Below are 24,856 nucleotides of genomic sequence, written 5' to 3' on the forward strand. Positions count from 1 at the left end.
GCGCAGGAATGACGAGAAGAAAGAGTAGGGCACGCCTCGGCTCGAATCGAACGCCGCCGCGTCAGCGGCCCGCGCCCGCAGCGCCGGCTTTGGCCGGCTGCGCGTTCGGCACGGCGTAAGCGTGCGGATCGATGCGGCGCATTTCCGTCTCGATCCAGCTTTCGACGCGCGCGTTCACTTCCTCGGGCGTGAGACCGGCCGTATCGATCGGCTTGCCGACCGACACCGTGACTATACCCGGATATTTGATGAACGAATTGCGTGGCCACACGTGACCGGCGTTGTGCGCGATCGGCACGACCGGCGCGCCGGTTGCAACCGCGAAGCGTGCGCCGCCGGTCTTGTACTTGCCCTGGCTGCCGACGCGTGTGCGCGTGCCTTCGGGGAACATGATGATCCACGCGCCTTCGTCCATGCGCGCGCGGCCTTGCCTGGTGACGGAGACGAAGGCGTCGCGGCCCTGCTTGCGATCGATGTGCACCATCTTCAGGAGTCCGAGCGCCCAGCCGAAGAACGGCACATAGAGCAGCTCGCGCTTGAACACGTAGCAGAGCGGCCGCGGCATCAGCGCGGGAAACGCGAGCGTCTCCCATGCGGACTGATGCTTCGACAGCAGCACGGCCGGACCATTCGGCAGGTTCTCCATGCCTTCGATCGTGTAGCGAATGCCGATCAGATGCCGCAGCACGACGATCGTCGACTTGCACCAGCCGGCGGCCATCCAGTAACGCTTGTCTGCGCGCATGAACGGAAACGCGATGAAGCAGGCGATCGCGTACGGCACCGTGTACACGACGAAGTAAAGCATCAACAGCAACGAACGGATGAAGCGCATGGAATATCTGTTACTGAGCCGCGGCGCGATCCTGATGCCGCGCGAGGAAATCGAGCGCGAATGCGCGCAAGTCCTTGTGAACGAGGGTGCCTTCGGGCAACTGGCCTTCCTTGAGCGTCTTTTCGCCTTTGCCGGTCAGCACGAGATGCGTGGGAAAGCCGAGCGCCGCGCCCGCCTGGAGATCGCGCAAAGAATCGCCGACGACCGGCGTATCTTCCGGATCGATCTCGAAGCGGTCGATGATCTGTTGCAGCATGCCGGGCCGGGGCTTTCTGCAATCGCACTGATCTTCGGCCGTGTGCGGGCAGAAAAACACCGCGTCGATGCGCCCGCCGACGGCCGCGACCGCGCGATTCATCTTCTGATGCATTGCGTTGAGTGCGGCCATGTCGAATAGACCGCGCCCGATGCCCGACTGATTCGACGCGATCGCCACGCGATAGCCCGACTGGTTCAGCCGCGCGATCGCTTCGAGACTGCCGGGAATGGCGACCCATTCGTCCGGCGACTTGATGAAGGCATCCGAATCGACGTTGATGACGCCGTCGCGATCGAGGATGACCAGTTTGCGGTTCATGACCATGGGCGGCGTTTCTTAAGCAGCGAGCTTCGAGATGTCGGCGACGCAGTTCATCTGCTGATGCAGCGCGTTGAGCAGCGCGAGACGATTGTTGCGCAGCGCCGGGTCTTCCGCGTTCACCATCACGTCGTTGAAGAACGTATCGACGGATTCGCGCAACGCGGCGAGCGCGGTGAGCGCCTCCGTATAGTTGCGCGCGGCGAGCTGGCTTTGCACGCGCGGCGTCACCTGCTCGATCTGCGTGTACAGATCCTTCTCGGCCGCTTCGACGAGCAGTTCCTTGTTGACCACCGAAGGCGCGCCTTGCTCCGACTTCTTCAGAATGTTCGAGATGCGCTTGTTGGCCGCCGCGAGCGCCGCGGCTTCCGGCAGCGCCGCGAATTCGCGCACGGCGTCGAGGCGCGCGACGATGTCGTCGAGGCGCGTCGGGTTCAGGCTCAGGACCGCTTCGATATCGTTCGCTTCGAAGCCGCGCTCGCGCAACAGTCCGCGCAGACGATCGAGGAAGAAGGCGTAGACCGCTTCGGTCGAATCGGCGACTTGCGGCATGCCCGCGAACTGACGTTGCGCCGCGCCGACGAGATCACGCAGATCGACCGGCAGCTTCTTTTCGAGCAGGATGCGCAACACGCCCAGCGCGTGACGGCGCAGCGCGAACGGATCTTTCTCGCCCGTCGGCGCGAGCCCGATGCCCCAGATGCCGACGATCGTTTCGAGCTTGTCCGCGAGCGCGACCGCGGCACCGACGCCCGTCGACGGCGTTTCGTCGCCCGAGAAGCGCGGCTGATAGTGCTCCGAGCACGCGAGCGCGACTTCTTCCGGCTCGCCGTCGTGACGCGCGTAGTACGTGCCCATCGTGCCTTGCAGCTCGGGGAATTCACCGACCATGTCGGTCAGCAGATCCGCCTTCGCGAGACGCGCGGCGCGGCGCGTCAGCGCGGGATCGACCCCGACCATCGGCGCGATTTCGCCCGCGAGCGCTTCGAGACGCTCGACGCGCTGCAGCGTCGAGCCGAGCTTGTTGTGATAGACGACGTTCGCGAGCAGCGGCACGCGATCTTCGAGGCGCTTCTTCTTGTCCTGCGTAAAGAAGAACTTTGCGTCGGCGAGGCGCGGGCGCACGACGCGCTCGTTGCCTTCGACGATCTCGCCGGGCGTCTTCGTATCGATATTCGACACGATCAGAAAACGCGAGCGCAGCTTGCCGTTCTGATCCGTGAGCGCGAAGTATTTCTGGTTCGTCTGCATCGTGAGGATCAGGCATTCCTGCGGCACCTGCAGGAATTCCTCGTCGAAGCGGCATTCGTAGACGACCGGCCATTCGACGAGCGCGTTCACTTCGTCGAGCAGCGCTTCGGGCATCACGACGCGATCTTCGCCCGCAAACGCCTGCAGTTGCGTGCGGATCGATTCGCGGCGATCGTCGAAGTTCGCGACGACGCGGCCTTTGTCGAGCAGGGTGTCGGCGTAGTCGTCGGCATGAGCGATCGCGACGAAGCCTTCCGACATGAAGCGATGCCCGATGGTCGTATCGCCCGCATCGACGCCAAGCGCGCTGACCGGCACGACGTCGCGGCCGTGCATCGCGATCAGGCGCTGCACCGGACGCACGAACTGCACGCTGGTGCCGTCCGGACGCTGATACGTCATGACCTTCGGAATGGGCAGCTTGCCGAGGGTTTCGTCGAGCGCGGCTTGCAGGCCGTCGGCGAGCGTCGCGCCGGGCGCGGCGTAGCGCAGGAAGAAGGCTTCGGCCTTGCCGTCCTGCGCGCGTTCGAGTTCGGCGATGGGAAAGTCGGGGAAGCCGAGCGCCGCGAGTTTCTTCGCGAGCGGCGGCGTGGGATTGCCTTCCTTATCGAGCGCGACCGTTACCGGCAAGACTTTCTCGCGCACCTGCTTTTCCGGCGCGACATCGCGCACATTGCGGATGAGCACGGCGAGGCGGCGCGGCGTCGCGTACTTTTCGAACGAAGGCGCGCCGTCGATGAGATCGCGCGCGGCGAGACGCTCGACGATGCCATCGGCGAAAGCGGTGCCGAGACGCGCAAGCGCTTTCGGCGGCAGTTCTTCGGTGAGCAGCTCGACGAGGAGCGAAGCGTGGTTGGATTGCGTCATTGTTCTAGCGAGCCTCGTCAAACCTGTTCGTTGTTGCTGGGTTCGCCCGGCGGCGTGCTTTCCACCTTGAGCGGCGGCGCCCATGCCGGACGCTGCGCTTCCTGCTCGTCGCTGACGAGATCGCGATCGCCCTTGACCGGATTGCCGAGCATCGGGAAGCCGAGCGCTTCGCGCGAATCGTAATAAGCCTGCGCCACGAGGCGCGACAACGCACGGATGCGGCCGATATACGCCGCGCGCTCAGTCACGGAAATGGCGCCGCGCGCATCGAGCAGATTGAACGTATGGCCGGCCTTCAGCACGAGCTCATACGCGGGCAGCGCGAGCTTCGCATCGATCATCTTCTTCGCTTCTTCTTCGTAGCTCTTGAAGAACGTGAACAGCAGATCGACGTTCGCGTGCTCGAAGTTGTACGTGGACTGCTCGACCTCGTTCTGGTGATACACGTCGCCGTAGGTGAGGCGGCGCAGTTCGCGGCCGTTCGGGCCGTCTTCTTCCCATTCGGTCCAGATGAGGTCGTACACGTTCTCGACCTTCTGCAGGTACATGGCGAGGCGTTCGAGACCGTAGGTGATTTCGCCGAGCACGGGCTTGCAGTCGATGCCGCCCGCTTGCTGGAAGTACGTGAACTGCGTCACTTCCATGCCGTTGAGCCACACTTCCCAGCCGAGTCCCCAGGCGCCGAGCGTCGGGTTCTCCCAGTCGTCCTCGACGAAGCGCACGTCGTTCTGCTTCAGATCGAAGCCGAGCGCTTCGAGCGAGCCGAGGTACAAATCGAGGATGTTTTCCGGCGCGGGCTTCAGCACGACCTGATACTGATAGTAGTGCTGCAGGCGGTTGGGATTCTCGCCATAGCGGCCGTCCTTCGGGCGGCGCGACGGTTGAACGTAGGCCGCGCGCCACGGCTCCGGGCCGATCGCGCGCAGGAACGTGTGGACGTGCGAGGTGCCTGCGCCGACTTCCATGTCGATCGGCTGGAGGAGCGCGCAGCCCTTTTCGTTCCAGTAGGACTGCAGCGTCAGAATGATTTGCTGGAAAGTGAGCATGATTGCCTTTTGCGGGCGAACGCGGCGCGGCCATCGTCGTGACGACGCGACTCGGAGGCTCGGCCGAAGTACTTAAACGGAGAATTTTAGCCGAACGGACGGGCGGGTGCGGCTTTTTGGGAGAAGGCGGGCCGCGTCGCATCGCGCGACGCGGCTTTGTTTCAGCCGATGTTCAACGCTCGCCCGAACGTTTCCGATTCGGCGCGAATGCAAACGCGAACGCCAGCAGAATCAGCGATACCGCGATCACCGTCATGTTCCCGCTCGTCACATACGGCGTGCTGCCCGACGTGCCTTGCACGCGCGCTTCGAGCACGCCCGTGGCGAACGTCGGCAGCTTCGAGATGACATCGCCGTTGGCCGCGATCGCCGCCGTCATGCCCGTGTTGGTCGCGCGCAGCATCGGCCGGCCGGTTTCCATCGACCGCATCCGTGCGATCTGCAAGTGCTGATCGAGCGCGATGGTATTGCCGAACCACGCGAGATTCGTCGAGTTGATGAGAATGCCCGCGGGCGTTTCCTGCTCGCGGATCGTGCGCGCGATCTCTTCGCCGAAGATGTCCTCGTAGCAGATATCGACGGCGACCGGCTGGTTGTGCACGACGAATGCCTTCTGCGCGATCGGCCCGCGCGCGAGATCGCCGAGCGGAATGCCCATCATGCGCACGAACCAGTGAAAGCCGGGCGGCACGAATTCGCCGAAGGGCACGAGATGATGCTTGTCGTAGCGATACACGCCGTTCACATGCGGCGTGACGCCGAAGAGACTGTTGGTGAAATCGGTTGCGCGGCCATCGGGCAGAATCGTGACGCCGATCGCGCCGAAGAGAATCGACGAGTTCGTGTCGTCGGCGAAATTGCGGATCGCGACGGCGAAATCCTGCGGAATCTGCACCGACAGCACCGGCAGCGCGGTTTCCGGCGTGACGATCAGATCAGCGGGCTTCTCGGTGATGAGGCCCTTGTAGAGCGCGAGCGAGTCATCGACGCCCGACTGCTCGAACTTCATTTCCTGCTTCACGTTGCCTTGCAAGAGACGCACGTCGAGCGGTGCGTTGGCGGGCGTCGTCCATTGGACGAGCGACAGCAGCATGCCCGCGACGATCAGCGCAACCGCGACGACGCCCGGCGCGAACGCGAGCCGCCGCGTCTTGCGCAAGTGATAGACGGCCTGCACGATCAGCGCGGCGACGAGCGCGAGCACCCAGCCGACGCCGTACACGCCGACGATCGCGCTGAAGCCCTTGAGCGGACCGTCGACTTGCGCATAACCGCTCGCGAGCCAGGGAAAGCCGGTGAACACGAGGCCGCGCAGCCATTCGCCGAGCGCCCAGGCGCTCGCGAACGCGAACGCGCCGTGCCATGTCGGCGCATAGCGCGGCGATGCTTCGATGTCGCGTGCGGTGGCGGCGTCTTCATCGCCGAAGCGCGCGCGCCCCGCGACGAACGACCAGACCACGCTCGACAACGCCGGATAGATCGCGAGATACAGCGAGAACAGTGCGACGGCGGCGGCGGCGAGCGGCGCGGCCATGCCGCCGTAGACATGCATGCTGATGTAGAGCCACCACACGCCCGTCACGAAGTTGCCGAAGCCGAATGCCCAGCCGGTCGCGGCGGCGCTTTTCCAGCCGTTCGTGCGCGAGAGCCACGAGAAGAACAACGCGAACACGGCGAGCTCGATCCATCCGCCGTGCGGCGTCGGCGCGAAGGAGAGCGTATTGATCGCGCCGAGCACGGCGGCGACGAGGTAATGCCAGAACGGCAATGCGCGACGCGTATCGGGTGTCACGGAGACGTCGCGTTGACGGGAGAGAAAGCGAAACGATGAATCGGCCATTGATGACGGTCGAGATGAAACGGCAAAAGCGAGTGTAGGACTGACAGCGGGCGCCGTTCGGCTGCGGCGCCCGCGAAGCGCTTAGTCGCGCAGTTCGTCTTCGTCGTCGCCCGCGTGGTGATGTTGCTGCGCGAGATTCGGCACGCGCCGCACGAGAAGAACGTGAATCTGGCGGGCGTCGCCGCGCAGGATCTCGAACACGAAATCGTCGATGCGTACTTTTTCGCCGCGATGCGGCACGCGCCCGAAGCGATGCGTGACGAGTCCGCCGATGGTATCGACTTCTTCGTCGGAGAAATCGGTGCCGAATTCCTCGTTGAATTGCTCGATGCCGGTGAGCGCGCGCACGCGATACTTGCCGTCGGGCGTCGCGATGATATTGCCGGCTTCCTCGTCGAAGTCGTATTCGTCCTCGATGTCGCCGACGATCTGTTCGAGCACGTCCTCGATCGTGATGAGGCCGGCGACGCCGCCGTATTCATCGACGACGATCGCGATGTGATTGCGGTTCACGCGAAAGTCGTGCAGCAGTACGTTCAGACGCTTCGATTCGGGGATGAAGACGGCGGGGCGCAGCATGCCGCGCACGTCGAATTCTTCTTCGGCGTAGTAGCGCAGCAGGTCTTTCGCGAGCAGCACGCCGATGACGTTGTCGCGATTGCCTTCGTACACCGGATAGCGCGAGTGTGCTTTTTCGAGCACGAAGGGGATGAATTCCGCGGGCGTTTCCGCGATGTTGATGGCGTCCATCTGGGCGCGCGGCACCATGATGTCGCGCGCGCAGAGGTCGGACACCTGAAAGACGCCTTCGATCATCGAGAGCGAGTCGGCGTCGAGCAGGTTGCGCTCGTGCGCGTCCTGAAGCACTTCGAGAAGTTCGTCGCGCGATTCCGGCTCGTGCGAGATGAAATCGGTCAGGCGTTCGAGGAGCGAGCGCTTTTCTTGCGGTTTGTCGGTGTGGCGTCGACTGGGATAGGGATCGTTCATAGCGGAGCGCCCGGGAGTTCCCGGGCGCAGGTTAGCGGAAAGTTAAGCATACACCAAGGCAAAAAGCGGGCTGCGTGGCGCGGCGCGCATGACTTCAGCCATGCTAGCCGATAAATGTGCGAGAAGTATGTCCAGCGGAAAGCGTTGGCCGAATGGACGATATCAGGCGCGAAAATCATATGGAGGCAAAAAGCGCCAACGTCAGCGTCCGCCCTGCGCCTGGCAACGCTTCAACAACGCCTCCAGCGCCCGATCCGGCATGCCGCTCTCGCGCAGCGCCTCCACCGTCCGGCTGACGTAATCCAGCGTCGTCCCATATCGGCCGCTCGCGCAGCCGAGCACCGTTCGCACGACCGGATCGGCGAGCTTGCCGGTATAAGACGCCGCATCGCGCCGCATGACGAACGCGAGCGCATCGACGCGCCGTCCGTCCGCGAGCGTACAGGGCAGCCACGCGGGGCGGTACGAACCCATCGCCATTTCGCGGCGCCACAGCACGTCGAGATGCTCGATCGCTCCGACGCCCGCGAGCCGGAACGCCATGCCGGTGCACGAGCCGCCGCGATCGAGTGCAAGCACGAGACCCGGCTGCTCCGGCGTGCCGCGATTCACGCGCGACCACAGATAAAGCCCGCGATGATAGCCATGCACTTTGCCGCGCACCGCTTCGACTGTCGGCAGCCCGGGGTTCCAGATCAGCGAACCGTAGCCGAAGAGCCACACGTCCGACTCGCCGTCCCAATGCGCGAACGCCGCCTCGCGCGATGCCGCAAGTTCGGCATCCGTCCACAATGCGGATTCGCCGAGCGCGGGCGGATAGCCGGCGCACGGCTCGGGCGCGATGTCAGGAAGTGACTCGGGATGCGTGGGTTCGGGCAGCTTGTCGTTCACGGCGCGTTGGGAACATCGGGGACATCGGACCGGCTTCAGGTCGAAGGCACGTAAGGATCGGAAAATCCCAGAGACTGCATGATATCCGTCTCGATGGATTCCATCTCTTGCGCTTCGCTCTCGACTTCATGGTCGTAGCCCTGCGCATGGAGCGTGCCGTGGACGATCAGATGCGCGTAATGCGCGGCGAGCGGCTTGCCCTGTTCGGCCGCCTCGCGCTCGACGACCGGGCAGCACAGAATCAGATCGCCCGCGACCGGATCGTCCTCCGATTCTGCATACGCGAAAGTCAGCACGTTCGTCGCGTAATCCTTCTGCCGATACGTGCGGTTGAGCATCCGGCCTTCTTCTTCGTCGACGAAGCGCACGGTCAGTTCGGCGTCCGCGAACAGCGACGCCTTGATCCAGCGGGCGACCGTCGCGCGCGGCAGGATCGCCTTGTGCGACGGATACGCCTTCGCCGCTGGAAACTGCAGGGTCAACGTGAGGCGCGGCATTATTCGGGCTTCTGCGCTTGCTGTTGCGCAGCGCGCGCGGCCTCGGCGAGCGCGGCGTCTTTCTGCGATTGCGCGTCGTAAGCCTCGACGATGCGCGCGACGAGCGGATGCCGCACCACGTCCGCCGACGTGAAATGCGTGATCGCGATGCCGCGCACTTCCGACAGCACATGCTGCGCCTCGATCAGGCCGCTCTTGTGGCCGCGCGGCAAGTCGACCTGCGTCGTATCGCCGGTGACGACCGCCTTCGAGCCGAAGCCGATCCGCGTCAGGAACATCTTCATCTGCTCGGGCGTGGTGTTCTGCGCCTCGTCGAGGATGATGAACGCGTGATTCAGCGTGCGCCCGCGCATGTACGCGAGCGGCGCGATTTCGATCATCTGGCGCTCGAACATCTTCGCGGTCTTGTCGAAGCCGAGCAGATCGTAAAGCGCGTCGTAAAGCGGACGCAGATACGGATCGACCTTCTGCGCGAGATCGCCCGGCAGAAAACCGAGCCGCTCGCCCGCTTCGACGGCGGGGCGCGTCAGCACGATGCGCTTGACCTGATCGCGCTCGAGCGCATCGACCGCGCACGCGACCGCGAGATACGTCTTGCCCGTGCCCGCCGGCCCGATGCCGAAGGTCACGTCGTGCGCGATGATCTGCTTCAGATACTCGCGCTGCGCGGGCGTGCGTCCGCGCAGATCGGCGCGTCGCGTGTAGAGCTTCGGACCGTGGTCTTCGTCTTCGCCGAGATCGATCGTCGCGCTCGGTTCATCGAACGGATGATCGGGATCGCCACGAAAACGCGGATCGATTTCGCCTTCTTCGCCGTTAGCTTCGCGCGCATCCTTCGCGCGACGCGTCGCATGACGCGCTTCGACGAGCGCGAGCTGAATGTCGTCGACGGAAATCGGATCCCGCGCGCGGTTGTAGAAGTTTTCGAGCGCCGCGAGCGCGACTTTGGCGCCGCGTCCGCGAATCGCGATCTTGTGGCCGCGTCGCGAAAGCGTCACATCGAGCGCCTGCTCGATCTGCCGCAGGTTTTCGTCGAGCGGGCCGCAGAGGTTGGCGAGCCGCGCGTTGTCGTCGCGCGGAGCGGTGAATTCCAGATGCTGCGTGGGAGCGTTCTTCAAAGTGAACTTGAGTTCCTGTCTTTAGTGCGCAAGCTCGGGCGCCATGACCAGTTCGCCGCGCAGCGAGTGCGGATAGGCATGCACGATCTTCACGTCGATCATCTGGCCGATGAGCCGCGCGTGCGATTCTGCCGGCGCCGGGAAATTGACGACGCGATTGTTCTGCGTGCGTCCCGCGAGTTCGTTCGGATCCTTGCGCGCCGGGCGTTCGACCAGAATGCGCTCGACCTTGCCGACCATCGATTCGCTGATGCGCTGCACGTTTTCCTCGATCGTCGCCTGCAAATGCTGCAGACGCTTCAGCTTGACTTCGCGCGGCGTGTCGTCGTGCAGATTCGCTGCCGGCGTGCCGGGGCGCGGGCTGTAGATGAACGAGAAGCTCGTGTCGTAGCTCATCTCGTCGACGAGCGCCATCATCTTGTTGAAATCGTCTTCGGTCTCGCCGGGAAAGCCGACGATGAAATCCGTCGACAGCGACAGATCCGGGCGGATCGCGCGCAACTTGCGGATGACCGACTTGTATTCGAGCACGCTGTAGCCGCGCTTCATCGCCATCAGAATGCGATCCGAGCCGTGCTGCACCGGCAAATGCAGATGCGAGACGAGCTTCGGCACTTTCGCGTAAGTGTCGATCAGGCGCTGCGTGAATTCCTTCGGATGCGACGTCGTATAGCGGATGCGTTCGATGCCCGGAATGTCCGCGACGTATTCGATGAGCGTCGCGAAATCCGCGATCTCGCTCGAACCGAGCGTCAGCGCGCCGCGATAAGCGTTCACGTTCTGGCCGAGCAGCGTGACTTCGCGCACGCCCTGGTCCGCGAGACCGGCGACTTCGGTGAGCACGTCGTCGAGCGGGCGAGACACTTCCTCGCCGCGCGTGTACGGCACGACGCAGTAGCTGCAGTATTTCGAGCAGCCTTCCATGATCGACACGAACGCGCTCGGGCCATCGACGCGCGCCGGCGGCAGATGATCGAACTTCTCGATTTCCGGAAACGTGATGTCGACCTGCGCGCGGCCGGTCGCGCGGCGCTGATCGATCATCGCGGGCAGACGATGCAGCGTCTGCGGACCGAACACGAGATCGACATACGGCGCACGCGCGACGATCGACGCGCCTTCCTGACTCGCGACGCAACCGCCGACGCCGATCAGCAGATTCGGGTTCGCTTCCTTCAGCTCGCGCACACGGCCGAGATCGGAGAACACCTTCTCCTGGGCTTTTTCGCGCACCGAGCACGTATTGAACAGAATGACGTCCGCGTCTTCGGGCGTATCCGTCTTGATGAGTCCTTCCGCCGCGCCGAGCACGTCGACCATCTTGTCGGAGTCGTACTCGTTCATCTGGCAGCCGAAGGTCTTTACATAAACTTTCTTGGTCATGAATCGTCGCCGGTCGCAGTGGTTAACCTGGGGGCGCTGTAAAAGAGATTAAAGAGAGAATTTGCGGCGCATTTACACTGATCTGCACCGCTTTTTACTGTATTTGACCCAATATTATAGCTCTGGCCGCCATTCCCGACGCTTCCCGCGCGCGTCGGGCGGATACGCCAGGTCGCCGAGCAGGTCGTTCGTCGTTTTTTCGAAACGCTCGACGAGAAAGTCCAGCAGCACCCGCACGCGCGGCGCCATGTAGCGATTGGCGTGAAAAAGCGCGTGCACGGCGGCTTCGTGCGTACACCAGTCGGGCAACACCATCTGCAGCGTGCCGGCGCGCACGTCGGCGGCGATATCCCAGATCGATTTATGCGCGATGCCGTGGCCCGCGAGCGCCCATTCGCGCAGCAGCGCGCCGTCGTTGGTTTCCCAGGCGTCGGCGAGCGGAATCGTGTACGCGTAACGCTCGTCGCCGCGCACGAAGACGAGCTCGTTGAGCGGCCCGTTCGCCGTAACGACGACGAGGAAGTCATGCCCGGTCAGATCGGCGGGCGTTTCGGGCACGCCCATGCGCGCGAGATACGCGGGCGACGCGCACAGCACGCGGCGATTCGGCGCGAGCGCGCGGGCGGCGAGGCCGCTGTCGGGCGGGGCGCCGAAGCGGATCGCGAGATCGATCTCTTCCAGCAAAAGATTCGACACCGAATCCGATAGTGTGAGCGCGAATTTCACGTCCGGATGCAGCGCGCTGAATTCGTCGAGCCAGCCGTTCAGCATGGAGCGACCGAAATTCGATGTCGCCGAAATGCGAACCTTGCCGCGCACGACGTTCTGGCCGGCCTGCAGCGCGGCTTCGGCATCGTCGATCGCCTGCAGCGCGATCCGGCAATGCTGCAAATACACGCGGCCTTCGTCGGTTACGCGCAATTGGCGGGTCGTGCGCTCGAAGAGCCGCGTGTGCAGCGCTTTTTCCAGCTTGATGAGCCGCGCGCTCGCCGCCGCCGGCGACAGGCCCAGCTTGCGGCCCGCCGCCGACAGGCTTCCCGCCGACGCAGCTTCCACGAACAGGCGCATGTCGCCGAGCCGATCCATCGTCATTTTCAAATCCGGTTTGAGAATAATTCAAAGGGTAGGCCAATTCTCAAATCGCTGCGCGGCTTGCACAATGCGCTACGTGTAAACCCTTCCACCTCATCATGCCTCTTCCACTTCTCGCGCTTGCGATCAGCGCATTCGCCATCGGCACGACGGAGTTCGTCATCATGGGCCTCTTGCCCAACGTGGCGCACGATCTCTCCGTGACGATTCCATCGGCGGGGCTGCTCGTCACGGGCTACGCGCTCGGTGTCGCGGTCGGCGCGCCGCTGCTCGCCGTGCTGACGAGCAAGCTGCCGCGCAAGCTCGCGCTGCAGTTGCTGATGCTCGTGTTCATCGTCGGCAACGTGCTGTGTGCGCTCGCGCCGGGCTATGGCCTGCTGATGGTCGCGCGCGTCGTGACGTCGTTCGCGCACGGCTCGTTCTTCGGCATCGGCGCGGTCGTGGCCGCGTCGCTCGTTCCGGCGGAAAAGCGCGCGAGCGCCATCGCGCTGATGTTCACCGGGCTCACGCTCGCGAACGTGCTGGGCGTGCCGTTCGGGACGTTCATCGGGCAGGAGCTCGGCTGGCGCGCGACGTTCTGGATCGTCGCGGGCTTGGGCGTATTGTCCGCGCTCGGCGTGACCGCGCTCGTGCCGAACCGCCACGACGCCGCGCCGAGCACGCTCGGCCGGGAAGTGCGCGTGCTGCGCGACGGCCAGGTCTGGCTCGCGCTCACGATGACGGTGCTCGGTTTCGGCGGCGTGTTCGTCGTGTTCACGTACATCGCGCCGATTCTCGAACAGGTGGGCGGCTTCTCGCCGCGCGCCGTCACGCTGATCCTGGTGCTGTTCGGCGTCGGGCTGACGATCGGCAACACGATCGGCGGCAAGCTCGCGGACCGCGCGCTGATGCCGTCGCTGATGGGCATTCTGTTCGCGCTCGCCGTCGTGATGGCGGTGTTCGCGAAGACGAGCCACAGCCAGACCGGCGCGATCCTGACGATTTTCGTCTGGGGCATCGCGGCGTTCGCGACGGTGCCGCCGTTGCAGACGCGCGTCGTCGAGAAAGCGAAGGACGCGCCGAATCTCGCTTCGACGCTCAATATCGGCGCGTTCAACGTCGGCAATGCGGGCGGCGCGTGGCTCGGCGGCGCGGTGCTGACGCACGGTCACGGTCTCGACGCGCTTCCGTGGGCCGCGGCGGCGGTCGCGCTGGCCGCGCTCGCGGTGACGTGGTTCGCCGCGCGCCTGGATGTCCCGCGCGTTACCTCGGACATAAAAGCAGCCGACGCTTGCTGAGCGCTTATCATGTTGGCTCAACGTAATTCGAGCCAACATGATCGATCATCTCATCTGCGATTGCGACGGCGTGCTCGTCGATAGCGAAGTCATCGCGGATCGCGTGATGCTGGACGTGCTCACCGAGACGTTTCCCGGCATCGACTTCAGACCGGTCGTCAAGACGGCTTTCGGACAGCAGACCTCGCGCTTCCTGACTCATCTGGAGACGAAGTTCGGCATCGTGATGCCGCCCGATTTCGTCGATACGATCGAGGCACGCGTTTCCGTGGAACTCGCGCGCTCGGTCGGACCGATCGCCGGCGTGCGCGCCGCGCTGGAAGGCTGCGGCCTGCCGGTGGCGGTCGTGTCGAACAGCCGGATGGAGCGCGTGCGCGCGTCGGTGCGGCGGGCGGGGCTCTCCGAGATCGTCGGCGCGCGCGTGTTCAGCGCGCAGCAAGTCGAGCGGCCGAAGCCTTATCCCGACGTGTATCTGCTCGCGGCGCGCACGCTCGATGTCGCGCCCGAGCGCTGCCTCGTCGTCGAGGACAGCGTCGCCGGACTGACGGCGGCGCGCGCGGCGGGCATGAAGACCATCGCGTTCGTCGGCGCGAGCCATATTCCGTCCGGCTACGCGCAAGTGCTGCGCGAAACCGGCATCACGCGAATCATGGAGCACATGGACGAGCTGCCCGCGCTCGTCGCGGCGGGCGTGCGCGGGGATTTCGGCGACGTGCTCTCCTGATCCTTACGCCGCTTCCTCGACGGATTCACGCGCGGCCGCCAGCGCCGCGCGGAATTCGACCAGTTCCGCGATGGTCAGCATCGGCAGGCCGCGCTCCTGCGCGAAACGCTCGACTTGCGCGCCGCGCGTCATGGTGCCGTCGGCGTTCATCAGTTCGCAGAGTACGCCGGCAGGCTTGAGGCCGGCGAGGATCGCCAGGTCGACCGTGCCTTCGGTGTGACCACGCCGCGCGAGCACGCCGCCGGGCATCGCGCGCAGCGGAAAGACGTGGCCGGGCCGCACGATGTCCGCCGGCTTCGCGTTTTCGGCGATCGCCGCGCGGATCGTCGTCACGCGATCCGCCGCCGATACGCCCGTCGTCACGCCTTCCCGCGCTTCGATCGACACGGTGAACGCCGTGCCGTAGCGGCTGCCGTTCGCGGCGGCCATCGGCGGGAGTTCGAGCGCGCGTACTTTGTCGTCGGGCAGACACAGGCACACGATGCCGCTGCATTCGCGGATCAGAAGGGCCATGGTGGCGTCGGTGAGTTTTTCGGCGGCGACGATCAGATCGGCTTCGTTCTCGCGATCGTCGTCGTCCTGAAGCACGACCGGACGGCCTTCGCGCATGGCGTCGAGCGCGGCGGCGATGCGCGGCGGAACGTCGAACGAAGCGAGCTGGGGAAGGTCGGCAGAAGCGTCATCGGCGATGACGGCCGGTGTGGCGAACGACAGGTTGGCAGCTTGGGACTGGGACATGTGAAACGCTCTCGCAGGAAATGTAAGCGAAAAACGTTTCAGGGCATTGCAAACAGACAGAACGGCACCCCACGGCGACGCGCCAAGAGGCGCGGCGGCGTCCGGTTCGGCACGATGCGGAAATCGCCAAGGGGACGGACATGACCATCTGCACATCTTCTCTCATCCGGACTATGACCGTCGGCTCTGGCATCTCACCAGATCTGCTGACCCCGCGCGTGAATCCTGCGCGGGCGCTCGCGGGCTCGTGGTCCGGCCGCGAAGCCTCGCCACATACCGCCGGTGGGGAATTGCACCCCGCCCTGAAGACGTACTCGATGCCGCAAGCCGCAAGGCTCGCGAGCTTTTTTAGGATACCGCACGCCGGCGGTTTTTGCACCGCCGCATGACGCGAAAGGGTGCGATACGCCATGCATAGCCGTTAGCTGTCCCCCCATGCCTTCGCCGCGTTGACCGCGCGACGCCACCCGGCGAGGCAGGAATCGATCTCCGGTTTCGGCATCGACGGCGTGAAGCGGCGCTCCAGTTGCCATTGCGCCTTGAGTTCGTCGACGTCCTTCCAGTAGCCGACCGCGAGCCCCGCCAGATAAGCCGCGCCGAGCGCCGTCGTCTCGGCGATGCGCGGACGCGCGACATCGACGCCGAGAATGTCGGCCTGGAATTGCATCAGCAGATCGTTCGCGCAGGCGCCGCCATCGACACGCAATTCGCCGATGCGGATGCCCGAGTCCGCTTCCATGGCTTTCAAGACGTCGAGGGACTGATAGGCGATCGAATCGAGCGCCGCCCGCGCGACATGACTCGATGTCGTTCCGCGCGTGACGCCGAAGAGTGTGCCGCGTGCGCGCGCGTTCCAGTGCGGCGCGCCGAGCCCGGCGAACGCAGGCACGAGATACACGCCGTCGCTGTGCGGCACGCCGCGCGCGAGCGTCTCGATTTCGCTCGCGCGCCGGACGAGGCCGAGGCCGTCGCGCAGCCATTGAACGACCGCGCCCGCGATGAAGATGCTGCCTTCGAGCGCATAGCTGACGTGATCGCCGATCTGCCAGGCAATCGTGGTGACGAGGTTGTTGCGCGACTCGATGGGCTTGTCGCCCGTGTTCATGACGAGAAAGCAGCCGGTGCCGTAGGTGTTCTTCACCATGCCGGAATCCGTGCACATCTGGCCGAAGAGCGCGGCGTGCTGATCGCCGGCAAGCGCTGCAAGCGGGACATCGGCGTTGAACACGGTGCCTCGCGCCGTGCCATAACGTTCCGACGACGTCCGCACTTCGGGAAGCATGCTGCGGGGAATGCCGAGCGCGTCGAGCAGTTCGTCGTCCCAGCGGCGTTCGTGAATGTTGAAGAGCATCGTGCGCGAGGCGTTCGTGACGTCGGTGACATGCAAGCCGTGACGCGTGAAATTCCACACGAGCCAGCTATCGACGGTGCCGAACGCGAGCCGCCCTTGCTTCGCCTTGTCGCGCGCACCTTCTACGTTATCGAGAATCCAGCGGATTTTCGTCGCCGAAAAGTATGCGTCGATAGGCAAACCGGTTTTCGCGCGAACCATCGCTTCGAGGCCGCGCGACTTGAGCTCGTCACAGAAGCCGGCCGTGCGGCGGTCCTGCCAGACGATCGCGTTATAGATCGGCGCGCCCGTCTCGCGATCCCAGACGATCGTAGTCTCGCGCTGGTTCGCTATTCCGACTGCCGCGATCGAAGCAGCGCTCGCGCCGGCGCGCGTGACGGCTTCCGCGGCGACGCCTGCCTGCGTCGACCAGATTTCGCGCGGATCATGTTCGACCCAGCCCGCCTCGGGATAAATCTGCTGGAATTCCTTCTGCGCCAAGGACACGATGTTGCCGTTCCGGTCGAACAGCATGGCCCGTGAGCTGGTGGTGCCCTGATCGAGCGCGAGAACGTACTGATCCTGCATGGTCTCCTCCGGTTCGAACGGACATCGACGTTTCGGGCAGCAAAGCCGCTGTCCGTTTGCGCAATCTATCGGAGCGAGGCGACGCGGACAAGCTGGCCGAACGGCATAAGCCGCGCGACATCGACCGCTCGAATGCGGATTTGGCCTATGCCATTCGGCCGAGTGGCGCGGCGTTCGTGTTCGTCCGATACTGGCGGCACGAAACCGATTGAAGGGTGAGTGCGATGCGTATGCTGTTGATTTCCGGCGTGCTGGGCGCGGCGCTTCTGACGGGCTGCGTGGGCACGCCCAGCCTGGACGGCTCATTGGGCGCGCCGTCGTTCAGCGCGCTGCAGGACATGTGCGGGACCTCGCCCGTCGACTACGGCGCGGACGCGCAATCGGTCTATTCAGCCTTCTACGATGCCTATGTGGCCGAACGGCGCGGCGGGTTGCAGAAGGAGCGCTTCTGCGCGTTCCAGGCGGCGATTGCAGAACGTTATCGTGCTTATCGCGCGAATCCCGGCCCCGAAGCGCAAAGCGCGTGGGCGAAGTTCTTCCTGGAGCAGCGCGCGCAGGCGCTGAGCTGGCGCGCGGCAGTGGACCCGACACTGCGGGCCGGCTGACGCGACTTGACGCTAGGTGAAGGGAAAGTGAAGCGGACGCGGCCTTGCACCGCGTCCCGAGTCCTGCCGCGTGCTACGAGTAACGCTTGAAAGCCTTGACTGTGGAGTCGCCGGTGGCGGTGAGGCGCCATTGCTGACGTCCCGATGCGAGATTTTCGAGTTGGACGAGCTGACGTTCGAGCAGGGCGTCGAGCTCTTCGCGTTCCATGTCGACCTGATTAGGCGCTTCCTGAACCAATAGCAGCGTGGCGAATTCGTGCGGACTCAGCATTGTGTTCTCCATGACGACCGAACGGCATAAGCAACCGGCCTTGTAAGCCGGGTCTTTTTGCTTCGAAACGTTGTACGGGAAAACTGAAAAATTGCCGGGCAAACGCGTCGATTTTGTGCTGCGGATGCCGGGAATTGGGATTGTAGGCAAGCGTCTGACAAGTGCCAAATTTGCCGAGAAAATTTTGGCTTTGACTTTTTATCAATGCAGAAGCGGTTCATCGCTCACGCGAATTCGAAGAATCCACTTGAGGTTCGTGCGGCGGCGCACACAAGGATCGGCATGCGAGCACACGCAATCAGCGACGCCTGATCGCCCGGTTAATGCGCAATGCGCATTAATTTATACGATAAATGAATTTGTTTTGGATTAAGCGGACAATGCAATATTCCCCCTTTGCCCGGATTGGCCACAAGGTCGGCCGGCACGTTCTGCCCGCTGGAATTTCGGACTTCATTCAATGACTCGCTTCAACTGGCAAAACCCGTATCCCACCCCGCGCCTTCCGGTGTTCGCCCGCAATATCGTTTCGACGTCTCATCCGCTCGCCGCGCAGGCCGGTCTGCGCATGCTATGGAAGGGGGGCAATGCGGTCGATGCAGCCATCGCGGCCGCGGCGGCCATTACCGTGGTGGAACCCGTGTCATGCGGGCTGGGCGGCGACGCTTTCGCGCTCGTCTGGGACGGTCGGAAGCTGCACGGGCTGAATGCTTCGGGCGTATCGCCGGCGGCGTGGAACGTCGATTATTTCCGGCGCAAGTACGGCGAGGAAAACGGTCTCGCGCGCCAGCCCAAGCGCGGCTGGGACGCCGTGACGGTGCCGGGTGTCATCGCCGGGTGGGAAGCGTTGCACGCGAAGTTCGGCACGCTGCCCTTCGCGGATCTGATGGAGCCAGCCATCGAAATCGCCGAGCGCGGTCATGCGGTGGCGAGCATCGTCGCCTACAAGTGGGCGGCGGCGGTGCCGGAGCTCAAGGACATGCCGGGTTTCGCCGATGTATTCATGCCGCACGGCCGCGCGCCTGACGTGAGCGAACTCGTGCGCTTCCCCGGCCACGCGAAAACGCTGCGCCTGCTCGCGCAGCAAGGTCCGCGCGCGTTCTACGAAGGCGAGATCGCCGAGCGCATCGCCGCGTTCGCGCGCGCGGGCGGCGCGGCGTTGACGATGGACGACCTGCGCAACTATCGCGCGGACTGGGTCGAGCCGATCAGCAAGGATTATCGCGGCTACACGGTGCACGAGATTCCGCCGAACGGACAGGGCATCGCGGCGCTCATCGCGCTCGGCATTCTCGACAAGTTCGACGTGAGCGCTTTGAACGTCGATCGCATCGAGTCGCAGCATCTGCAAATCGAGGCGATGAAGCTCGCCTTCGCGGATGTCTATCGCTACGTCGCCGATCCGCGCTCGATGGAAGTCACGCCGGAACAGATGCTCGACGACGCCTATCTGACCGAACGCGCGAAGCTCATCGATCCGAAAAAGGCGACGCGCTTCGACTTCGGCATGCCCAAGGCGGGCGGCACCATCTATATGTCCGTCGCCGATGAGCGCGGCATGATGGTGAGCTTCATCCAGTCGAATTACATGGGCTTCGGTTCGGGCGTGGTCGTTCCCGACACAGGCATCGCGCTGCAGAACCGCGGTTGCGGCTTTTCGATGGATCCGAAGTCCGCGAACGTCGTGGAAGGCGGCAAGCGTCCGTTCCATACCATCATTCCGGCTTTCCTCACTCAGCAGGTCGATGGCAGGCAGGAAGCCGTCATGAGCTTCGGCGTGATGGGCGGCGACATGCAGCCACAAGGCCATCTGCAATCCATCGTACGCATGCTCGACTACGGCCAGCAGCCGCAGGCCGCGTGCGACGCGCCGCGCTGGAAGGTGAACCGCGACTTCACGATCGACATCGAAGCCACGCTCGATCTCGAAACCGCGCGCGCGCTCGAGGGTCTCGGCCACACGATCAAGTCCATCGACGATCCCTACATGGACTTCGGCTCCGGCCAGTACATCTGGAAGCTGGATCGCAATGATCCGGAGCGCGGCTATGTCGCGGCGAGCGACAGCCGGCGCGACGGACTCGCCGCAGGCTTCTGAGGCTGCCATCGGAGGCCGCGCCGTCGGCCGGTCTCCGTCGATAAAAAACCACGCATCCGATCGCCGCAATTGTGCAGGCGAGGGGGCCGCGCGCCCGCGCCTCGTGGCCTCGGTCGGACATCACGACATGGAAGCGGGATAGGAGAAATCATGAACGAACGCGTGTATCAAGGCGCTGCTCCGACGCAGGCGCAAACGACCGCGCCGCACCCGGCGCCATCCAAGGCGATGATCCGCCGCATCGTGTTCTCGTCGTCGATCGGCAACGCGCTCGAGTGGTTCGACTTTCTCGTCTATGGCTATTTCGCGACGGTCATCGCGAAGGCGTTCTTCCCGTCGAATGACGAATGGCTCTCGACGATGCTTGCCATCGGCACGTTCGGCATCTCGTTCCTGATGCGCCCGCTCGGCGCGATCGTGCTCGGCATCTACGGCGACCGCAAAGGACGCAAGGCCGCGCTCACGCTCGCCATTCTGCTGATGATGGTCGGCACGCTCACCATGGCCGTGATGCCTTCGTATCAGCACATCGGAATCGCCGCGCCGCTTTTGATCTTGCTCGCGCGTCTCGTGCAGGGCTTCGCGGTCGGCGGCGAGTTCGGCAGCGCGACCGCGTTCATGGTCGAGCACAGCGAGGCGCGGCGCGGCTACTACGCGAGCTGGCAGTTCGCGAGCCAAGGGCTTGCCGCGATCATGGCCGCGGCGTTCGGCTCGGTACTCAGCGCCTGGCTGCCGCAGCCGCAACTCGAAAGCTGGGGCTGGCGCATTCCGTTTGTCTTCGGTCTGCTCGTCGGGCCGGTTGGCTATTACATCCGCTCGCATCTGGACGAAACGCCGGAGTTTCTCGCGACGCGCTCCGCGCAGAAGGCGAGCGCGCCAGGCGTGTCGTTCGCGAATCAATGGCTGAATCTTTTGCTGGCCGTGGGCATCGTCGCGCAATCGACGGTCGGCGTGTACGTCCTGCAACTCTATATGCCGCTGTACGCAGTCAAGCAGTTGCACCTGCCGGCGACCGCATCGTTCGCCGTCGTGGTGCTCAATGGCGGACTTCAGTTCATCTTCTCTCCGTTGATGGGCGCGCTCTCCGACCGGCTCGGGCGCATCCGCATCATGCTCGGTACATCGATTTTCATGGGCGTCACGATTTATCCGATGTTTGCGTGGCTGCAAGCGCATCCGACAGTCGCGTCGCTGGTCGTTCTCCAATCGGTCGCGGGCATTCTCAAGGCCGCGTATTCCGGACCAATGCCCGCGCTTATGTCCGAAATCTTCCCGACTCGCGTGCGTTCGACGGGTCTTTCCATCGGCTATGCGCTCGGCGTCACGCTGTTTGGCGGTTTTGCGCCGACCATCGTGGAAGCCTTCATCCATGTCACGGGGGACAAGCTCGCGCCGAGTTACTACGTGTTGCTGGCTGCCGTCTTGTCGGGAATCTCGCTGGCGATCGTCGCCTGGCGCATGCGCGCGGCACGACGCGCAACGTAACGGCGCGCTGCGCGACGGCATCGCGCGAAACAATCGAGGCGGCTTCGGCCGCCTTTTGCATTTCGAACACGACGCAACCATATACAGAGCCGACCGGCATGAATAATGCTGCAGCGCACCGACGACTCGACCGAGCCAGATCGTAAGAATTTGGAACGCATGGAACTGGCGGGCCGCGGGTGAGTCTGTCCCCATGTCTGCAAACTCATTGCAGGGCGGCTAAGATGAAAACAAGCCGCTGACACTTGAAGTCAACAGCGCCGGGGTCGATCCAATCACGGCGTCGCCTGAACCTCGGCCGTTTCTCATCGGCCGATGGCGCGTTCAGTCCAGCCAGGGAGCGCGATATATGCATACGGACAGTACACATGTGATGCCTTGGCGCATCGAAGACATCGATCTCACGCGAATCGATCGTCAGAAGGCGGCATCCAACGAGCACCTTCTCTTGTTGTTGTGCGCCTGCTCGTTCATCGAGAGCGGGACGGACCTCTATACGAGCAATCTCAGCAAGTATTTTCACGACGATCCCGAAATCTCGGCGTGGCTCAACAACGAATGGGAGCCCGAAGAGATGCAGCACGGCAGGGCGCTCAAGACCTACATCAACCATGTGTGGCCCGAGTTCGACTGGGACACTGCGTTCAGGAATTTCTTCGACGAATACTCGCTCACTTGTTCATACGAGGAGTTCGAGAAGAAGCGCGCGCTCGAGATGGTTGCGCGCTGCGTCGTCGAGACGGGAACGGCCACGCTTTATCGCGCGATCAACGATTGTTCGGATGAACCGGTGCTGAAGGAAATCACCGACAACATCCGCACGGACGAAGTGCGGCACTACAAGCACTTTTTCCATTTCTTCAAGAAGTGGAACAAGATCGAGGGCAATGGCCGCATGGCCGTGCTCGGCGCGCTCGTGCGGCGCGTCGTGGAACTGAAAAGCGAGGATTCGGAGATCGCGCTGCGGCACGTCTTCGCGATTCGTTACCCGGAGCGCGCGCAGGATGTCGAGTACAACCGCGAGCTCTCCGCGCGAGTGAATGCGCTCGTGCGGCGCAATCTGTCGGCGGATCAGGCCATCAAGATGCTGCTCAAGCCGCTCGATCTGCCCGCGCGCATTCAACCCGGCGTGCACTATCCGCTGTCGAAGATGACGCAGTTATTCTTCCGCTAACCTTGTTCGACGATGCCGGCGCAAAGCCGGCATCTTTTCATGACCGATCACAACACGCCCCGACCGTCGCTTTCGTCGCAATCCGTTTTCGATGAATGGCCGCCCGAGCTGCGCGCGCGCTTCGACGGCGCGCTCGCTCGCGCCGACGACGGCTTCACCGTTTCGCTATGCGCGGCGGATGAGGCTCATCGCGTGCGAACCGCTTTGTTGAGCGCTGGTGAGCTGTACGCGCCGGATGCGCGCAGACTCGCGTTCGCGTTGTGGCCGTCGTCGCGGACGGCGCAGGCTGTCGCCGCGAGCGGACGCGCGACACTCGCCTTCGTATCCGATGAGGCGTTTTATCAAGTGCATCTGGACGTGCGTCGCGTGCCGCTCGACGATGTGCCGCTCGCGTGCTTCGTCGGCACGATCGAGAGCGGTGAGGTTCAACGGGTGGGATATGCGCGACTCACGAACGGAATCGCCTTCGAACTGACCGAAGCGCAATCGGCGCTCGCGCGCTGGCGCGAGCAACTCGACTGGCTGAAGCGGGCGGCGAGCGTCGCCGCCTGACTCACGACAGATGCATTAACGGCTGCGATCGCCCGATCGCAATGCGTCGCGCCGTCCGCCGAGCAATGCGCCGGGATTGCCGCCAGGCTTGCGCGAGTTCGCGACCTGACCGGCCTGAACCGGCTCCTGACGACGCGGCGCGGAACCCGCGTTCACGTTCGGCTTGCTGTGAGTGCGCGCATCGCGCGAAGGCTGCGCGCCGCCGTTGTTCGGCTTCGCCGGACGCGCGCCGCGTGCATCGCCGTTCGGACGGCCGCCTTCGCGGCGTGCTTCGCCACTCGCACGTCCCTCGCCGTTACGCGGATTCTGGCGTCCCTGACCTTGACCTTGTCCCTGGCCGCGTCCTTGACTGCGGCGCTGGATCGGCTCCGGCGTCGCGTTCGGATCCGGCTCGAAGCCGGGAATCACTTCGCGCGGAATCGGCCGCTTGATGAGGCGCTCGATGTCCTTCAGCAGTTGATGCTCGTCCACGCACACCAGCGACACCGCTTCGCCTTCCGCGCCCGCGCGACCCGTGCGGCCGATGCGATGCACATAGTCTTCCGGCACGTTCGGCAAATCGAAGTTGACGACGTGAGGCAACTGATCGATGTCGATGCCGCGCGCCGCGATATCGGTGGCGACGAGCACCTGCAGCGTCTCGGCCTTGAATTCGCCGAGCGCGCGCGTGCGGGCCGACTGGCTCTTGTTGCCGTGAATCGCGAGCGCGCTGATGCCGTCTTTCGTGAGCTGCTCGGCGAGCCGGTTCGCGCCGTGCTTCGTGCGCGTGAACACGAGCACCTGGAACCAGTTGTTGCCGCGGATCAGATGCGTGAGCAACTCGCGCTTGCGATCGCGATCGACCGGATGGATCTTCTGATCGACGGTCTCAGCCGTCGTATTGCGGCGCGCGACTTCGATCAGCGCGGGCGAATCGAGCAGGCTGTCGGCGAGCGCCTTGATCTCGTCGGAGAAAGTCGCCGAGAACAGCAGGTTCTGGCGCTTCGCCGGCAGGCGCGCGAGCACGCGCTTGATGTCGTGGATGAAGCCCATGTCGAGCATGCGGTCGGCTTCATCGAGCACGAGAATTTCGAGCTGCGAAACGTCGATCGTCTTTTGCTGCATGTGATCGAGCAGACGTCCCGGCGTCGCCACGACGATATCGACGCCGCGCTTCAACGCGTCGATCTGCGGATTGATGCCGACGCCGCCGAACATCACCGTCGACTTGAGCTTCAGATATTTGCCGTACGCGCGCACGCTTTCTTCGACCTGCGCGGCGAGTTCGCGCGTGGGCGTGAGGATGAGCGCGCGCACCGGACGCTTGGCGCCACCCGTGACGGGCGCGAGTTGCGACAGGCGCTGCAGGATAGGCAGCGTGAAGCCGGCGGTCTTGCCGGTGCCCGTCTGCGCGCCCGCGAGCAGATCGCCGCCTTTCAGTACGGCAGGAATCGCCTGAAGCTGGATCGGAGTGGGATTGGAATAGCCGAGTTCGTTGACGGCGCGAAGCAGAGGTTCGGACAGGCCGAGTGAATCAAAGGACATAAATTGGATGCTTATTCGTTGTGTCGAACGGCGCGCATGCGAATGGGCCACGGCGAAAAGTTTCGGCCGGCAGAGCGCATGTGCATCGCTCGAAGGAAAATCGGGC

Annotated in this window: 22 protein-coding genes and 1 riboswitch; of the genes, 7 read left to right on the top strand and 15 right to left on the bottom strand. The window is 64.0% G+C overall.

The annotated features are described in order from the left end of the window. Nucleotides 1–61 precede the first annotated feature (61 nt). The 11 genes from NCS67_RS01650 to NCS67_RS01700 all read right to left on the bottom strand — a co-directional run bounded on the left by NCS67_RS01650 (nucleotide 62) and on the right by NCS67_RS01700 (nucleotide 12,378). Nucleotides 62–835, bottom strand: coding sequence for a lysophospholipid acyltransferase family protein (locus NCS67_RS01650; RefSeq protein WP_008351449.1), 774 nt, complete (start codon nucleotides 833–835; stop codon nucleotides 62–64). A gap of 10 nt (nucleotides 836–845) precedes the next feature. Next, nucleotides 846–1,418, bottom strand: coding sequence for a D-glycero-beta-D-manno-heptose 1,7-bisphosphate 7-phosphatase (gmhB, locus tag NCS67_RS01655; protein ID WP_008351447.1), 573 nt, complete (start codon nucleotides 1,416–1,418; stop codon nucleotides 846–848). A 12-nt stretch (nucleotides 1,419–1,430) separates the two neighbouring features. Beyond that, nucleotides 1,431–3,530: a glycine--tRNA ligase subunit beta gene (glyS, locus tag NCS67_RS01660; protein ID WP_250433734.1), complete on the bottom strand. Its 2,100-nt coding sequence runs from the start codon at nucleotides 3,528–3,530 to the stop codon at nucleotides 1,431–1,433. Between the two features lie 17 nt (nucleotides 3,531–3,547). Beyond that, on the bottom strand, nucleotides 3,548–4,576 hold the full coding sequence (gene glyQ / locus NCS67_RS01665; RefSeq protein ID WP_244807696.1) for a glycine--tRNA ligase subunit alpha: 1,029 nt from the start codon (nucleotides 4,574–4,576) through the stop codon (nucleotides 3,548–3,550). A gap of 172 nt (nucleotides 4,577–4,748) precedes the next feature. Continuing rightward, complete coding sequence (gene lnt, locus NCS67_RS01670) at nucleotides 4,749–6,416, bottom strand: apolipoprotein N-acyltransferase (RefSeq protein WP_250433736.1); 1,668 nt, start codon at nucleotides 6,414–6,416, stop codon at nucleotides 4,749–4,751. An 81-nt stretch (nucleotides 6,417–6,497) separates the two neighbouring features. Continuing rightward, entirely contained in the window at nucleotides 6,498–7,403 is a 906-nt protein-coding gene (locus tag NCS67_RS01675; RefSeq protein WP_008351437.1) for a CorC family transporter, read from the bottom strand. 201 nt (nucleotides 7,404–7,604) lie between these two features. Beyond that, nucleotides 7,605–8,294, bottom strand: coding sequence for a gamma-glutamylcyclotransferase (locus tag NCS67_RS01680; protein ID WP_008351435.1), 690 nt, complete (start codon nucleotides 8,292–8,294; stop codon nucleotides 7,605–7,607). Between the two features lie 35 nt (nucleotides 8,295–8,329). Continuing rightward, entirely contained in the window at nucleotides 8,330–8,791 is a 462-nt protein-coding gene (ybeY, locus tag NCS67_RS01685; RefSeq protein WP_008351433.1) for an rRNA maturation RNase YbeY, read from the bottom strand. Continuing rightward, the gene (locus NCS67_RS01690; protein ID WP_008351431.1) at nucleotides 8,791–9,909 is read right to left on the bottom strand and encodes a PhoH family protein; all 1,119 of its coding nucleotides are present in this window, start codon (nucleotides 9,907–9,909) and stop codon (nucleotides 8,791–8,793) included. The genes ybeY and NCS67_RS01690 overlap by 1 nt, the downstream gene beginning before the upstream one ends. A 21-nt stretch (nucleotides 9,910–9,930) precedes the next feature. Next, nucleotides 9,931–11,292 carry a tRNA (N6-isopentenyl adenosine(37)-C2)-methylthiotransferase MiaB gene (gene miaB / locus NCS67_RS01695; RefSeq protein WP_008351429.1) on the bottom strand — a complete coding sequence of 454 codons (1,362 nt, stop codon included), beginning with the start codon at nucleotides 11,290–11,292 and terminating at the stop codon, nucleotides 9,931–9,933. 114 nt (nucleotides 11,293–11,406) lie between these two features. Beyond that, nucleotides 11,407–12,378 (bottom strand): LysR family transcriptional regulator, encoded by a 972-nt coding sequence (locus NCS67_RS01700; RefSeq protein WP_244808096.1) that lies wholly within the window; start codon nucleotides 12,376–12,378, stop codon nucleotides 11,407–11,409. A 104-nt stretch (nucleotides 12,379–12,482) separates the two neighbouring features. On the opposite strand from NCS67_RS01700, the gene NCS67_RS01705 reads away from it, so the two are divergent. Both NCS67_RS01705 and NCS67_RS01710 read left to right on the top strand, forming a co-directional pair. Beyond that, entirely contained in the window at nucleotides 12,483–13,661 is a 1,179-nt protein-coding gene (locus tag NCS67_RS01705) for an MFS transporter (protein ID WP_034470678.1), read from the top strand. Nucleotides 13,662–13,698: 37 nt separating this feature from the next. After that, nucleotides 13,699–14,385 (top strand): HAD family hydrolase, encoded by a 687-nt coding sequence (locus NCS67_RS01710; RefSeq protein ID WP_008351424.1) that lies wholly within the window; start codon nucleotides 13,699–13,701, stop codon nucleotides 14,383–14,385. Between the two features lie 3 nt (nucleotides 14,386–14,388). Here the strand turns inward: NCS67_RS01710 and ribB are convergent, their stop codons facing one another. Both ribB and glpK read right to left on the bottom strand, forming a co-directional pair. Further along, a complete protein-coding gene (ribB, locus tag NCS67_RS01715) occupies nucleotides 14,389–15,099 on the bottom strand; it encodes a 3,4-dihydroxy-2-butanone-4-phosphate synthase (RefSeq protein WP_250433912.1) in 711 nt (236 codons plus the stop codon). A gap of 174 nt (nucleotides 15,100–15,273) precedes the next feature. Next, a riboswitch (FMN riboswitch) is annotated at nucleotides 15,274–15,437 on the bottom strand. A gap of 107 nt (nucleotides 15,438–15,544) precedes the next feature. Continuing rightward, on the bottom strand, nucleotides 15,545–17,041 hold the full coding sequence (gene glpK, locus NCS67_RS01720) for a glycerol kinase GlpK (protein WP_250433739.1): 1,497 nt from the start codon (nucleotides 17,039–17,041) through the stop codon (nucleotides 15,545–15,547). A gap of 224 nt (nucleotides 17,042–17,265) precedes the next feature. Between glpK and NCS67_RS01725 the strand changes: the two genes are divergently transcribed. Continuing rightward, nucleotides 17,266–17,646, top strand: a complete 381-nt coding sequence (locus NCS67_RS01725; RefSeq protein ID WP_034470682.1) for a hypothetical protein — start codon at nucleotides 17,266–17,268, stop codon at nucleotides 17,644–17,646. Nucleotides 17,647–17,719: 73 nt separating this feature from the next. Here the strand turns inward: NCS67_RS01725 and NCS67_RS01730 are convergent, their stop codons facing one another. Continuing rightward, nucleotides 17,720–17,917, bottom strand: a complete 198-nt coding sequence (locus NCS67_RS01730; RefSeq protein ID WP_008351420.1) for a hypothetical protein — start codon at nucleotides 17,915–17,917, stop codon at nucleotides 17,720–17,722. A 460-nt stretch (nucleotides 17,918–18,377) separates the two neighbouring features. On the opposite strand from NCS67_RS01730, the gene ggt reads away from it, so the two are divergent. From ggt to NCS67_RS01750, 4 genes are all read left to right on the top strand, one after another. Next, complete coding sequence (gene ggt / locus NCS67_RS01735) at nucleotides 18,378–20,015, top strand: gamma-glutamyltransferase (protein ID WP_250433741.1); 1,638 nt, start codon at nucleotides 18,378–18,380, stop codon at nucleotides 20,013–20,015. A gap of 150 nt (nucleotides 20,016–20,165) precedes the next feature. Beyond that, entirely contained in the window at nucleotides 20,166–21,500 is a 1,335-nt protein-coding gene (locus NCS67_RS01740) for an MFS transporter (protein ID WP_250433743.1), read from the top strand. Between the two features lie 349 nt (nucleotides 21,501–21,849). Beyond that, nucleotides 21,850–22,674 (top strand): ferritin-like domain-containing protein, encoded by an 825-nt coding sequence (locus tag NCS67_RS01745; RefSeq protein ID WP_008351417.1) that lies wholly within the window; start codon nucleotides 21,850–21,852, stop codon nucleotides 22,672–22,674. Nucleotides 22,675–22,713: 39 nt separating this feature from the next. Continuing rightward, a complete protein-coding gene (locus NCS67_RS01750) occupies nucleotides 22,714–23,226 on the top strand; it encodes a PNPOx family protein (protein WP_244807699.1) in 513 nt (170 codons plus the stop codon). 15 nt (nucleotides 23,227–23,241) lie between these two features. Here the strand turns inward: NCS67_RS01750 and NCS67_RS01755 are convergent, their stop codons facing one another. Beyond that, nucleotides 23,242–24,750: a DEAD/DEAH box helicase gene (locus tag NCS67_RS01755; protein WP_250433745.1), complete on the bottom strand. Its 1,509-nt coding sequence runs from the start codon at nucleotides 24,748–24,750 to the stop codon at nucleotides 23,242–23,244. Nucleotides 24,751–24,856 lie beyond the last annotated feature (106 nt).

This window comes from Caballeronia sp. ATUFL_F2_KS9A (assembly GCF_023630765.1).
GTDB lineage: Bacteria > Pseudomonadota > Gammaproteobacteria > Burkholderiales > Burkholderiaceae > Caballeronia > Caballeronia zhejiangensis.

What these genes read in the sequence shown, in the direction of transcription:
- NCS67_RS01650 (WP_008351449.1), bottom strand. Translation starts at nt 835, where the DNA reads ATGCGCTTCATCCGTTCGTTGCTGTTGATGCTTTACTTCGTCGTGTAC.
- gmhB (WP_008351447.1), bottom strand. Translation starts at nt 1,418, where the DNA reads ATGGTCATGAACCGCAAACTGGTCATCCTCGATCGCGACGGCGTCATC.
- glyS (WP_250433734.1), bottom strand. Translation starts at nt 3,530, where the DNA reads ATGACGCAATCCAACCACGCTTCGCTCCTCGTCGAGCTGCTCACCGAA.
- glyQ (WP_244807696.1), bottom strand. Translation starts at nt 4,576, where the DNA reads ATGCTCACTTTCCAGCAAATCATTCTGACGCTGCAGTCCTACTGGAAC.
- lnt (WP_250433736.1), bottom strand. Translation starts at nt 6,416, where the DNA reads ATGGCCGATTCATCGTTTCGCTTTCTCTCCCGTCAACGCGACGTCTCC.
- NCS67_RS01675 (WP_008351437.1), bottom strand. Translation starts at nt 7,403, where the DNA reads ATGAACGATCCCTATCCCAGTCGACGCCACACCGACAAACCGCAAGAA.
- ybeY (WP_008351433.1), bottom strand. Translation starts at nt 8,791, where the DNA reads ATGCCGCGCCTCACGTTGACCCTGCAGTTTCCAGCGGCGAAGGCGTAT.
- miaB (WP_008351429.1), bottom strand. Translation starts at nt 11,292, where the DNA reads ATGACCAAGAAAGTTTATGTAAAGACCTTCGGCTGCCAGATGAACGAG.
- NCS67_RS01700 (WP_244808096.1), bottom strand. Translation starts at nt 12,378, where the DNA reads ATGGATCGGCTCGGCGACATGCGCCTGTTCGTGGAAGCTGCGTCGGCG.
- NCS67_RS01705 (WP_034470678.1), top strand. Translation starts at nt 12,483, where the DNA reads ATGCCTCTTCCACTTCTCGCGCTTGCGATCAGCGCATTCGCCATCGGC.
- NCS67_RS01710 (WP_008351424.1), top strand. Translation starts at nt 13,699, where the DNA reads ATGATCGATCATCTCATCTGCGATTGCGACGGCGTGCTCGTCGATAGC.
- glpK (WP_250433739.1), bottom strand. Translation starts at nt 17,041, where the DNA reads ATGCAGGATCAGTACGTTCTCGCGCTCGATCAGGGCACCACCAGCTCA.
- NCS67_RS01725 (WP_034470682.1), top strand. Translation starts at nt 17,266, where the DNA reads ATGCGTATGCTGTTGATTTCCGGCGTGCTGGGCGCGGCGCTTCTGACG.
- NCS67_RS01730 (WP_008351420.1), bottom strand. Translation starts at nt 17,917, where the DNA reads ATGCTGAGTCCGCACGAATTCGCCACGCTGCTATTGGTTCAGGAAGCG.
- ggt (WP_250433741.1), top strand. Translation starts at nt 18,378, where the DNA reads ATGACTCGCTTCAACTGGCAAAACCCGTATCCCACCCCGCGCCTTCCG.
- NCS67_RS01740 (WP_250433743.1), top strand. Translation starts at nt 20,166, where the DNA reads ATGAACGAACGCGTGTATCAAGGCGCTGCTCCGACGCAGGCGCAAACG.
- NCS67_RS01745 (WP_008351417.1), top strand. Translation starts at nt 21,850, where the DNA reads ATGCATACGGACAGTACACATGTGATGCCTTGGCGCATCGAAGACATC.
- NCS67_RS01750 (WP_244807699.1), top strand. Translation starts at nt 22,714, where the DNA reads ATGACCGATCACAACACGCCCCGACCGTCGCTTTCGTCGCAATCCGTT.
- NCS67_RS01755 (WP_250433745.1), bottom strand. Translation starts at nt 24,750, where the DNA reads ATGTCCTTTGATTCACTCGGCCTGTCCGAACCTCTGCTTCGCGCCGTC.